This is a genomic window from Duganella alba, from assembly GCF_009674495.1.
GTDB lineage: Bacteria > Pseudomonadota > Gammaproteobacteria > Burkholderiales > Burkholderiaceae_D > Rugamonas > Rugamonas alba.
Genome location: NZ_WKJN01000006.1, coordinates 157,734 through 171,068, shown reverse-complemented (window position 1 = coordinate 171,068; position 13,335 = coordinate 157,734). Strand labels below are relative to the sequence as shown.

The window sequence follows — 13,335 nt, the reverse complement described above, 5'->3', positions numbered from 1 at the left end:
ACAGTTGTCGAGTCCGCCCTCCGGCAAAACTGTTTTCACCTCGTTCAGAATGGCATCCTACAAGCTAGCGATCAGGCTCATGCCGTTGGCGCCGAACTGGCTGCCCACCAGCGTCACGTCGTGCGCCAGCGCCAGGGTCAGGTCGGCGCGGCTATGCGTATCCAGGTAAGTGTCCCACTTGGCCAGCGTGGCGCCGTCGGCCTGCTGGCCAAGGTTGTGGTACAGCTGGCTGACGAAAGTGTTGTCGTCCATGCCGCCGAAACGGCTGCGGAATTCCGCCGAGTCGAGGAAGGCGGCGCCCAGCGCGGCGTCCTGCAAACCGGTGTCGAGCCAGTAGCCGAAGCCGAGGAAGTCGCCGGCGCGGCCCAGGGTCAGGTGATACAGCATGCCCAACTCCTGGAGCGTGGCGGTGCTGGCCTGGGTGAAGCCGAGGACGAGCGTGACGCCGTTGAATTCGCCCAGCTCGATCTGGCGAATGGTGTCCAGGCTGCCTTCCGGCTCGGCGATCATGACATCGCCGCCGCTGCTCAGGGCCAGGCTGTAGTCGCGCGCGGCGCCGCCGTAGACCACGGTGTCGGTGCCGTCGCCGCCCACCAGCAGGTCGGAGCCGGCGCCGCCCTCCAGCCGGTCGTTGCCGGAGTTGGCGAACCAGCCCTGTTCCTGCGTCAGCAGCTTGCCGCCCAGCGGCAGGCCGTCGTCGGTGAGCCACAGCGCGCGGTGGGCGCTGGTCAGGGCGATGTCGGCCAGCACGTCGGCGCGCGTCGACAGGTCGCCCGGCGCCGCGTTCAGCCGCGCCAGGTAGGGCGCCAGCGCGGCCTCGTCCGGCGTCTTGTCCAGCGTGTAGGTCAGCAGCCGCGCCACGTAATCGTGGTTGTTCAGCGTCATCAGACCTTGCAGCGATTCGGTCGACTGCAGGAAGCTGGCGGCCAGCTGGTGGGTATCGCCCTTGGTCTCGGTGGCCCACCAGTTGAGTCCGTCCACGTCGGGCGCGCGGTCGAAGGCGGCGTGGTACAGCAGCGACAGGGTCTCCAGCCGCGCCACGTCGGTGCTGCTGAAGGCCAGCACCGGCACGCTGTGGTTCAGCTCGGCCGAGGTCACCGCTTCGCTGCCGGTGGCGCCGGCCATCGCGGTCTGGTGCACGGCGACCACCTGGCCGCCCTTCAGGTAGAACTGCCACTGGCCGCTGTCGCTGCGGCCGCCCTGCAGCACGTCGTTGCCGGCGCCGCCGACCAGCGTGTCGTTGCCGCCGCCGCCCGCCATCTGGTCGGCGCCGTCGCCGCCGTTCAGGTAATCGTTGCCGCCGGCGGTGATCAGCACGTCGTCGCCGCCGTTGCCGTACAGCGTGTCGTTGTCGCTGCCGGTGGTCAGCACAAAGCGTTGCGCCTCGCCGTCGCCGATGAAGAAGTTGTCGCCGGCGCCGCCGGTGATGGTGGCGCCGCCGATGATGGCGGCAAAGTGCACGTCATCGAGTTGCAGGCCGATGCCTTGCGGCAGGGCGCGGGCGTCGATGACCAGCGCGGTGGCGGTGGTGTCCAGGGTGGCGGCGTGCTGCGGGCCGCCGCTGGCGCCACCGGCCACCACCAGGTCGCTGCCGTCGATGATCACGGTGCCGGTGGCGCCGCTGGAGCCGCTCATGGCCAGCGTGGCTTGCTGCAGCAGCACGTTCGGCGCCAGGCCGGCGAGGAATTCCTGCGCCTGGGTTTCCATCGCCGCGCGGGTGGCCTGGCCGGCCGCCGTGTGGTCGTCGATGCGGCCGATCAGATCGGTCAGCGCCATCGCCCCGCTCACCAGCGACGCCGGACCGGACGCCTCGAAGCCGGCGCCCACCGGCAGGCTGACCACCAGGCTGGTACCGGGATTGCCGTTGCTGGCGGCGATGCCGATCGGGATGTCGGCCAGGTTGGCGTGCTCGGTGCTGTGGTCTTCCGGCCGGCTGCTGGTGATGGTCGGCACGGTGATGGTGTGCGTGGTCAGCCCGGTGCGGCTGTCGACGCCGGTCTGGGTGGTGATCTGCACGCCGTCCACCGTCGACGGCGTGCCGGGATTGACCGGCGGCGGGTTGGTGTTGACCGCCACCACCAGCGGCGTTGCCGCCGTGCTGGTATTGCCGGCCGCATCGGCAAACAAGCCGCCGCCGACGTTGATCGTGATCGGCGTGGTGCTGTTGGCCGGCGGCGTGATCACCACCGTGTAGGTGGTGCCGCTGCCGCTGAAGCCGCTGATGACGCCCCCCGTGACCAGCAGATCGCCCTGGGTCAGCACGCCCGGATCGCTCAGCGTCAGGGTGATGGTGGTGCTGCCGCCCTGTCCGACCGTGGCGGCGCTGCTGCTCAGCGTGACGGTCGGCGCGGTGGTGTCCAGCGTGTACTGCACGCTGTGGGTGGTGCTGACGTTGCCGGCGGCGTCGGCCACCCGCACCATCAGCGCGCGCGTACCGGGCACCAGCGTGCGCCCCAGCGACCAGGTGGTGCCGCTGACCGTCGCCAGGTGCCAGGTCACGCCACTGTCGACCGAGACTTGCACCACGTCACCGGCCGCCAGCGGCGCGCTCAGCGTACCGCTCAGCGTCTGGTTCGGGTTATTGGTGATCAGGTCGCCGCCGGTACCGCTGTCGTTGGAGAAGGCGACGCCGCCGCTGGCCGCCGCCGTCGGCGCCACCGTGTCGATCTGCAGTGACGGAATCGCAGCGCTGCCGCCGGTGTTGCCGGCGACGTCGGTGTAGCCGCTGACGCTGATGGTGGCGCTGCCGGAGGCAACGCCGTTGAGCGGCGTGAAGGTGGCGGTATAGACCAGCGGATTGCTGGTCGGCGTCAGCGTGCCCAGCGTGCCGCCGGCCACCGTTATATTGCTGTTGCTAAAGCCGACCGGCGCTTCGGAGAAATTGAACGTGATAATGGCCGGCTCGACGCCATTGGCCACCGGTACATTGCTGGTGATGGTGACCGTCGGCGCGCTCTGGTCGAACACATACGGCGTGCTGGTCGGCGCGCTGTAGTTGCCTGCCGTGTCGATCACGCGCACCTGCATCACGCCGCTGGCGGTCAGCATGTGCACCAGGCTCCAGCTATTGCTGCTGGCAGCGGCCGTATTCCACGTGCCGCCATTGTCAAACGATACCTGCACCGATTCGCCGGCGCCCAGCGGCGCCGACAGCGTACCGCTGACCGTCTGCGCCGAAATGGCGGTGATCAGGTCGCCGGCGACGCCGGTATCATTGCTGAACACCGGCGTGCCGGTAGCGGCCGCCAGCGGCGCCAGCGTATCCAGGCTGAGCGACGGCGTATTGGCGCCCAGCCCGCCGTTGCCGGCCAGGTCGCTGTAGACATTTGGCGCCACGCTGATGACCGCGCTGCCGGCGTTGATGCCTGGCGTCGGCGTGAACACGGCGGTGTACACCAGCGGATTCGCGGTGGCGGTGAAGCCGCTCAGCGTGCCGCCGGTGGCGGTGACGTCGCCAGCGGCAAAGCCCAGCGGCGCCTCGTTGAAGGTGAAAGTGATCAGCGCGGTGTCGCCGATCTTCAGCGACGCCAGGCTGCTGCTGATCAGCAGCGTCGGCGGCGCCGCGTCGATGCTGATCGGGCTGCTGACGGCGCCGCCGCCGGCGTTGCCGGCAGTGTCGGTATAGCTGCCGGACAGCACTGAAACCGCCGCCGGCAGGCTGTAGCCGGCCGCCGGCGTGAACTGCGCCGTGTACACCAGCGGATTGGCGGTGACGGTGAAGCCGCTGATGCTGCCGCTGCCGGGCGGCAGCACGATGTCGCCGGCGGTGAAGCCGCGCGGCGCTTCGCTGAAGGTGAAAGTCAGCGTGGCGCTCTCGCCGGCCTTGAGGGCGGCGGCATTGCTGCTGATGGCCATCGTTGGCGGCGTGGTGTCCAGCACATAGGCGGCCGAGTAGGCGGCGCCGTGGTTGCCGGCGCCGTCGGTCACGCGCACCTGCAGCGTGCCGCTGCCGCTGAGGAACACCGGCGTTCCCAGCGCCCAGTTGACACCGCCCACCGGCGCCACCGCGCTGGTCCAGCTGGCGCCATTGTCCACCGAGACTTCCACGATATCGCCGCTCTGCACATTGGCGTCCAGCGTGCCGCTAATGGTCTGCACCGGGCTGGTGGTGATCAGGTCGGTGTTACTGACGCCGGTATCGCTGCCGAATGCCACCGTAGCGATGCCGGTGTTGGGCGCCTGGGTGCTGTAGTTGATCGGCGTAATGGCGGCCGCCAGGCTGGCGTTGCCGGCGGCGTCGAGGAAGCTGCCGGCGCCGACCACGATGCTGCCGCTGCCGGCGGACACACCCGGCGTCGGCGTGAACAGCGCGGTGTACACCAACGGATTGGCGGTCAGGCCGAAGCCGCTCAGCGTGCCGCCAGCCACGCTGATGTCGCCCAACGTGAAGCCGAGCGGCAGCTCGCTGAAGATAAAGGTAATGGTGGCCGATTCGCCGATCTTCAGATTGGCGGCGCTGCTGGTGATCTGCAGCGTCGGCGGCGCCGTGTCCACCGTGATCAGCGGCGACAGCGCACCGCCGCCGGCATTGCCGGCCAGGTCGGTGTACATGCCGGGCGCCAGCGTAACGCCGGCGCTGGCGCCGCCCAGGCCGGCGGCCGGCGTGAACAGCGCCGTGTACACCAGCGGATTGCCGACGCTGACGGCGAAGCCGCTCAGCGTTCCGTTGATGGGCACCAGGTCGCTCTGCGTGAAGCCGGTGGGGGCCTCGCTGAAGGTGAAGGTCAGCGTCGCCGCTTCGCCGGCCTTGAGCGTGGTGGCGCTGCTGGTGACGGTCATGGTCGGCGCCACCAGGTCCAGCACATAGCCGGCCGAGAACACCGAACCATGGTTGCCGGCGGCGTCGCTGACCCGCACCTGCAGCGTGCCGCTGCCGGTCAACGCCTGCGGCAGCAACGCCCACTGGCCGGGCGCCGGCGTCACCGCGTTCAGCCAGGTGGCGCCATTGTCCAGCGACACCTGCACAAATTCGCCGGCGCCAACTGGCGCGCTCAGCGTGCCGGTGATGATTTGCGACACCGCATTGGTGACCAGATCGCTATTGCTGGCGCCGTTGTCGGCCGAGAAGCTGAGCGCCAGCACGCTGGCGGTCGGCGCCAGCGTGTCGATTGCGATCGGCGCGCTGCTGACATTGGCGCCGGTGTTGCCGGCGGCGTCGGCATACACGCTGCCAGCCACGCTGATCACCGCGTTGGCGCTGGCGATGCCGGCGCCCGGCGTGAAGGTGGCCGTGTACACCAGCGGATTGCTGGTGGCTGCCAGACCGCTCAGGGTGCCGTTGCTGGCGCTGATGCTGCCCAGCGCGAAAGCACTCGGCGCGTCGCTGAAGGTGAAGGTGATGGTGGCGCTGTCGCCGGCCTTGAGCGCGCTGGCGCTGCTGGTGATGGCCAGCGTCGGCGCCAGCGTGTCGACGCTGATCACCGGCGAGCTGCCGCCGCTGCCGTCGTTGCCGGCGGCGTCGGTGTACAGATTATTGCCCAGCGTGACGCTGGCGTTGCCGTTGAAGCCAGGGGTTGGCGTCAGCACCACCGTGTACACCAGCGGATTGCTGGTCGCGGCAAAGCCGCTCAGCGTGCCGCCGGTGGCGATCAGGTCGCCCAGCGTGAAGCCGGACGGCGCCTCGCTGAAGGTGAAGCTGATGGTGGCGCTCTGGCCGTTCCGCAGCGTGCTGGTGTCGCTGCTCACCGCCACTGTCGGCGCGGTGGTGTCGAGCACATAATTGTGGGTGGTGACGACGCCATGGTTGCCATTGGCGTCGCTGACCCGCACCTGCACCGTGCCGTTGCCGTTCAGCGTCTGGCCGAACAGCGACCACAGATTGCTGCCGGCGCTGGCGCTGGCGGTGGTCCAGCTGGCGCCGTTGTTGAGCGAGACTTCCACCACGTCGCCAACCGCCAGTACGCCGCCGTTCAGCGTGCCGGCGATGTTTTGCGCCGCAGTTTTGGTGATCAGATCGGTGTTGCTGCTGCCGGTATCGGCCGAGAACAACACCGTGCCACCGCCCAGGGTCGGCGCCAGCGTGTCGATGCTGATGCCGGGCGAAACGCCGGCGGCGCCGCCATTGCCGGCCAGGTCGGCATAGGCGCCGGCCGCCACGCTGATCACGGCGCTGGCGCCGGCCACGTTGGCGGCCGGCGTGAACAGCGCGGTGTACACCAGCGGATTGGCGGTCTGCACCAGATTGCTGATGGTGCCATTGCTGGCGCCGATGTCGCCCAGCGTGAACGAAGCCGGCGCCTCGCTGAAGGTGAAGGTGATGGTGGCGGTGGTGGTGCTGTTGAGCGCACTGGCGCTGCTGCTGATGGCCAGCGTCGGCGCCAGCGTGTCGACGGTGATCGCCGCCATCGTGCCGCCGACGCCGAGGTTGCCCAGCGTGTCGGCAAAGGTGCCGCTGGCGATGCTGATGGCGCCGCTGCCATTGGCAACGCCGGCGGTGGCGCTGAACACCGCTGTATAGATCAGCGGATCGGCGGTGGCGCTCAGGCCGCTCAGCGTGCCGCCGTTGACGGTGATATCGCCAAAGGTGAAACCAACCGGCGCGCTGCTGAACTTGAAGGTGATGTTGGCGACATCGCCGGCCTTGAGCGCGGTCACATCGCTGAGGATGGCCACGCCCGGCGCCACCGTTGCGTAGGTAATGGTCGGCACGACACCGCCGGCCCCGTTGTTACCTGCCAGATCGGTATACGCGCCAGTGGCCACCGACACCGCGCCGATGCCGGCCGCCTGCCCGGCCAGCGGCGTGAAGATCGCCGTGTACACCAGCGGATTGGCAGTGGCGGTGAAGCCGCTCAAGGTGCCGCCGCTGACGGCCACACTGGCGGCGCTGAAGCCAATCGGCGCCTCGCTGAAGGTGAAGGTGATCAGCGGTGTATCGGCGCTGTTCAGCACCAGTTTGCTGGAAGTGATCGCCAGCGTCGGCGGCGTCTGGTCGAGCGTGTAGGCGGCGCTATAGGCTGAGCCATGGTTGCCGGCGGCGTCGCTGACGCGCACCTGCACGTTGTGGCCGGCGCCGCTGCTGAGCGTCTGGCCGGCCAGCGACCAGGTGTTGTTGCCGGCGCTGGCGGTGGCGCTGGTCCAGCTGGCGCCGTTGTCGAGCGATACTTCCACCGTCTCGCCGCCCTGCAGGTTGGCGCTCAGCGTACCGCTGAGGTTTTGCGCCGCCACATTGGTGACCAGGTCGGCCACGCCGCTGTCGCTGGAAAACACCACGCTGGCGCCGCTGGTGAGCGGCGCCTGGGTGTCGACGCTGATGCCAGGCGAGGTGGCGCCGCTGCCGGCGTTGCCGGCCTTGTCGGTGTAGCTGCTGGCAGTCAGCACGATGTTGTCGGTGACGCCGTTAACGCCTGTCGCCGGCGTGTAGGTGGCGGTGTAGACCAGCGGATTGGCGGTCGCGGTCAGATTGCTCAACACGCCATTACTGGCGCTGACATCGTTCAGGTCGAAGCCGCTCGGCGCTTCGCTGAAGGTGAAGGTGATGGTGGCGGTCTCGCCGGCCTTGACCGCGCTGACGTTGCTGCTGATGGTGGCGGTCGGCGGCGTATTGTCCAGCACGTAGGCGACCGAATAGGTGGCGCCGTGGTTGCCGGCGGCGTCGGTCACACGCACTTTCAGCGTGTCGCTGGCCGTGAGCGTTTGGCCGCTCAGGCTCCAGGCGCTGCCGGCGCCGGTGGCGGTGCTCCAGGTGGCGCCGTTGTCGAGCGAGACTTCGACGAATTCACCACCGCCCAAGGCGCTGGCCAGCGTGCCGCTGATGGTCTGGCCGCTGGTGTTGGTCACCAGGTCGGTCGGGCTGCTGCCGCTGTCCACCGAAAACACCACCGTATTGGCGACGGCGGTCGGCGCCAGCGTGTCGATGCTGATCGGCGGTGTCACCGAGCCGGTGTTGCCATTGCCGGCGGCGTCGGTAAAGGCGCCGGCGGCGATGGTGATGCTGGCGGCGGTGTTCTGGATGCCGGCGGTCGGCGTGAAGGTGGCGGTGTACACCAGCGGATTGCCGGGGTTGACCGTCAGGCTGCCCAGGGTGCCGCCGGTGGTGACCACGTCGCCGGCGGTAAAGCCGAGCGGCAGTTCGCTGAAGGTGAAGGTGACAATGGCGGTCTCCCCCGCCTTGACCGCCGCCACATTGCTGGTGATGGCCACGGTCGGCGCCAGCGTGTCGATGCTGATGGCCGGACCGCTGGCACCGCTGCCGCTGTTGCCGAAAGCATCGGTATACGCGCCGGCGCTGACGCTGATGTCGGCGCTGCCGCTGCCGACGCCGGCGTTGGGCGTGAACACCGCCGTGTACACCAGGGGGTTGGCGGTGGCGGCAAAGCCGCTCAGGATGCCGTTGTTGTAGCTGATATCGGCTGCGGTGAAGCCGGTCGGCGGCGTGCTGAAGGTAAAGGTCAGCGTGGCCGCCTCGCCGGCTTTGAGCGCGACGTCATCGGCGGTGATCAGCAGCGACGGCAGCGTGGTGTTGATGGCGATCGGCACTGTCAGGCTGGCCTGGCCGTTGTTGCCGGCGGCGTCGATATAGCCGCCGGCGTTGACCTGCACGGTGGCGGTCACGCCCAGCTGACCGGCGGCCGGGGTGAAGGTGGCGGTGTAGATCAGCGGATTGGCGGTTTGCGTCAGGCCGCTGATGGTGCCGCCGGTGACCGTCAGCGACGACGCGCTGAAGTTGGCCGGCGCCTCGCTGAAGCTGAAGGTCAGCGTCGCCGTCTGGCCGGCGTTCAGCGCGCCGAGGTCGCTGGTGGCCAGCACCGTCGGCGCGGTGGTGTCCAGCACATAGCCGGCGCTGTAAGCGGCGCCGTGGTTGCCGGCGGCGTCGTTGACGCGCACCTGCAGCGTGTTGCTGCCCGCCAGCGTCACGCCGGCCAGGCTCCAGTTGCCGCTGCCGGCACTGGCGCTGGCGTTGCTCCAGGTGACGCCGTTGTCCATCGACACTTGCACCGTCTCGCCCGCCGCCAGCGCCGCGCTCAGCGTGCCGCTGACGGTCTGGGCGGCGGTGCGCGTGATCAGGTCGCTGTTGCTGACGCCGGTATCGGCGGAGAAGCTGAAGCTGGCCCCGGTGGTGGTCGGCGCCACCGTATCGATGCTGATCGACGGCGAGGTACCAGCGGTGCCGCTGTTGCCGATCAGGTCGGTGTAGTTGCTGCCGGCCACGGTGATGCTGGCGGCGCCGCTGGCAATCCCGGCCGACGGCGTGAACTGCGCCGTGTACACCAGCGGATTGACGGTCCCGGTAAAGCCGGTCAGGGTGCCGCCGCTGACCGCCACGTCGCCGGAGGTGAAGCCGAGCGGCGTCTCGCTGAAGGTGAAGGTGATGGTGGCGACATCGCCGGCCTTGACCGCCGCCAGGTCGCTGGTGATGGCCAGCGTCGGCGCCTTGGTGTCGACCAGAATCACCGGCGAGACGCCGCTGCCGCCCTGGTTGCCCAGAATATCGGTATAGCTGCCGCTGGCCACGGTGACCGAGGCCGGCGCGCTGACGTTGGCGCCGGGCGTGAACACGGCGGTGTAGATCAGCGCATTGCCGGTGGGCGCAAAGCCGCTGATGGCGCCGCCGCTGACCTGGATGTCGCTGGCGGTAAAGCCGGTCGGCGCGCTGGTGAAGGTGAAGGTCAGGTTGGCGCTTTCGCCGGTTTTCAGCGCGGCGACGTCGCTGGTGATGACCACGCTCGGACCCAGGGTGGTGATCGAGATGTTGGGCGAGGTGGCGCCGGCACCGCTGTTGCCGGCCAGGTCGGTATAGCTGTTGTTGGTCAGCGTGACGTTGCCCAGCAGGCCGCTGAGGCCGGCGTTTGGCGTGAACTCCACCGTGTACACGCGCGGATTGGCGGTGGCGACCAGGTTGGCCAGGGTGCCGCCCACGGCGGTAAAGTCCGACAGCGTCAGCGAGGCGTTGTCCGGCGTTTCGTTGAAGGTCAGCGTGATGACGGCGCTCTCGCCGCTCTTCAGCACATTGACGCTGCTGCTCATCGAAACGGTTGGCGGCGTCGTGTCCAGCGTGTAGGCGGTGCTGCTGGCGGCGCCGGCGTTGCCGGCCGCATCCACCACGCGCACCTGCAGCGTATTGCTGCCGGTCAGCGTCTGCCCGGCCAGCGACCAGGCGTTGCTGCCGGTGCTGCCGGCGGCGGTGACCCAGGTGGCGCCGTTGTTGAGCGAGACTTCCACATGCTCGCCGGACACCAGGCCGCCGCTCAGCGTGCCGCTGATGGTTTGCGCGGCGGTCTTGGTGATCAGGTCGGTGAAGCTGGCGCCGGTGTCGGCCGAGAACGCCACGCTGGCCGAGGTATTGGTCGGCGCCGTGGTGTCGATCGAATAGCTCGTGCTCAGCGGCGTGCTGCTGCCGCCCGGATTGGTCACGCGCACCTGCAGGGTGCCCGAGCCGCTCAGGGTCTGGCCGTTCAGCTGCCAGCTGGTGCTGCCGGTGGCGGCGGTGGCGACGGTCCAGGTACTGCCGTTGTCGAGCGAGACTTCCACCTTCTCGTTGCCGAGCAAGGCGCTGCTCAACGTGCCGGAGATGTTCTGTGCGGCGGTCTGGGTGATCAGGTCGGTGTTGCTGATGCCGGTATCCGACGAGAACGCCACGCTGAGCGCGGTGGTGCCGCTCGGCACCGCCGACACCACGGTGGTGGCGTTGTTGCTGACGATGACGCTGCCGTCGTTGACGGCCACGGTAAACGTGGTGGTGGCGCTGACCCCGGCCGCGCTCTTGTAGATCAGCGCCTGCAGGGCCGCCTGCGCCGCGCCCGGCGCCGCCGCCGACAGCGTGTAGGTGACGCCGCCGTCGGTGGTGACGAAGCCGGAGGCGCTCAGCGAGGCCGGCGTGAACGCGCCCTTGGTCGCGCTGTCCGGCGTGATGGTGACGATCACCGAGGCGCCGACGTCCGGATCGCTGAGGGTGACCGTCGAGAACGGATGCAGCGCGCCGCCGGCCGTCATGTTCTGCGCCGCCGCCGTGCCGGTCAGGATCGGCGCATCGTTGATCGAGGTGGCGGTGATGACGGTCGAGGTATTGGTGACGCTGGCGCCGTTGGCGTCGGTCGCCACCAGCGTGAAGGTGGTGTTGATATTGACGCCGACCGCCGCCTGGTTGGCGGTCGGCGTGAAGGTCAGCGCCTTCAGCGCGGCGGTCAGGGCGGCCGGCGTGGCCGCGCTCAGCGTGTAGCTGCCGTTGCTGCCCGACAGGCCGGCGCCGCTCAACGCGCCGTTGGCGGCGTTGAAGCTGATTGTCATGCTGACGTTGTCGCCGTTGACGTCGGCCACGGTGACGCTGGAGAACGGCTTGATGGTGGCGTTGTCGCCGACGCCGGCGGTGGCGGCGCCGGTGATGGTCGGCGGGCTGTTGCTGGTGTTGTTGACCACCACGATGGCGGCGCTGACCGCCGTGTTGGCGTTGCCGATGACGCTGTTCCAGTCGTCGCCGGCCGACAGCACGTAGCTGGTGCCGCCAGCCGAGATCGAACCGTTCTTGTTGAGCAGCGCCTCGACGGCGGCGATGTCGGCGCCCGACAGCGTGACCGAGAATGACGTCGCGCTGTTGACCTCCACGTTGCCGGAGGTGGACAGGAAGCGCGTGACGCCGCCCTCGCCCGTCAGGCCCAGCTTGGCGACCGTGATGTCGTTGGCGAGGCCGGCCACGCCGACCAGGTTGGCGCCGGTGACCGTCAGCACGTGGGTGGCGGCGTTGTAGCTGGCCGAGGCGATGGTCGGCAGCTGCACATTGCTGACCGTGATCGGGTTGCCGGTCAGGTCGATGCCGTTGCTGAGGTTGCTGTCCCAGTTGGCGGCCGCCGCGATATTGAAGCCGGTGCCGTCGACGCTCGACGAGCCGTTGTTGTTGAGCAGGCCGTTGATGGCCAGCTTGTCGGCCGCGTTCAGCGTGATCGCCGCCGCAGTGGTGCTGCTGGCGCCGACCACAGGCGAGGTCAGCGTGTAGCTGGCGCCGTTGGCGCCGGTGATGGTGAACTTGGTCGGGTCGATGGCGTCGCCAGCGCGGATGCCGCTGGCAGTAATGTTCAGCACGCCGGTGCCGGCGTTGTAGGCGGCCGAGGTGACGCTGTTGGCGGCGCGCGCGTTGGCGATCTGCAGGTCGTCGATGGCGACCTCCATGCCCAACGGGTTGACGATGCGGATGCCGTAGATGCCCTTGAAATTGGCCATCGAGTCGAAATTCAGCAGGCCGTATTCATTGACCAGCAGGCTGGTCAGCGACACGCCGACGCCGGTGGGCTGGTAGTTCGCGTCCAGCGCATAGACGGTGTAGACCACCGTGCCCAGCAGGTTACCCAGCAGGCTGCCGCTGCCCAGGTTGAGGCTGACGGCGTCGAACACGCCGCTGTTGGCGCGCAGGTCGACATAGCTGACCGGCGAGAACAGCGAACCGTTGACGGTCAGCCGGTCGTCGCTGAGCGGTATGCCGATCAGGTTGCTGCCGTTGACGTTGACCACCGCCACGCCGCCGCCGTTGGTGCTTTGCGTGTACAGGTCCAGGCCAAGGCCGAGGATGTTATCCACGTGCACCACGGCGCCAGCCACCAGCCCGGTGGCGTTGAGCAGCGTGACGTTGGCGTTGGTGCTGAAGGTGATGGTGCCGTTGTTGCCGTTGTTTACCAGCGCCAGGTCGGCCTCGTAGGACTGCTGCGCCGCCAGGCTGACCGCGCCGGCCGCCTCGATGGCGCCGCTGTGGTATTCCAGCTCCCAGTCGCCGTGCGCGCCGGTCAGGTTGGTGGAGGCGGCCACGTCGGCGCCGCTGATGAAGGCCAGCGCATCGACAAAGCTCTGGCCGGCCACGCCGGCCGCCACGTCGCAGCCGTACAGCAGCAGGTCGCCGTCCGCGCCGAGCGCCGCGCCCCATTCGCGCACGGCGGCCTGGTATTGTTCCAGGTGGGCGGCGTCCAGCACCGTGTTGCCGAGCTGAAGCTGGCCGGCGGCGCCGTGCGAGATGATCTGGATGCTGTCCAGGCCCTGGTAATCGCGCAGGACCGTGGCGATCTGCTCGACGCCGTCGCGCCATGAAGCCAGTTTCACGACCAGTACATCGTCCGCAACACCGGCCGCCAGCGCATCGGCATTCGCCACGCCTGCATCGATGAACAACACCGAGTTATAGGTACGGTTTTGGTTACTCATATTGCCTCTCCGCATCATTCCTGCCGATAACCGATTATGAGTAGCTTCAAATGGAATACAAAATTTTCCTGTTTGCCAAACGTTCTGTCCGGTGTGGCAAATACGTGGGCGGGGTGGCGCACCGAAGACTGGCGCTGCTTTTGTTAAAATGCTCTTTTTACCGCCTGGCGGCGAGTTCGGCCAATTTCGGTTACTCTCAGCACCAATAATTTA

1 protein-coding gene is annotated in these 13,335 nt (G+C 68.4%); it reads right to left on the bottom strand.

Translation table 11 applies throughout. The features are described from left to right. Positions 1–57: 57 nt before the first annotated feature. The gene (locus tag GJ695_RS08155) at positions 58–13,122 is read right to left on the bottom strand and encodes an Ig-like domain-containing protein (RefSeq protein WP_166455021.1); all 13,065 of its coding nucleotides are present in this window, start codon (positions 13,120–13,122) and stop codon (positions 58–60) included. Positions 13,123–13,335: the final 213 nt, after the last annotated feature.

Coding starts and splice junctions, on each gene's coding strand:
- GJ695_RS08155 (WP_166455021.1), bottom strand. CDS start 13,122: ATGAGTAACCAAAACCGTACCTATAACTCGGTGTTGTTCATCGATGCA.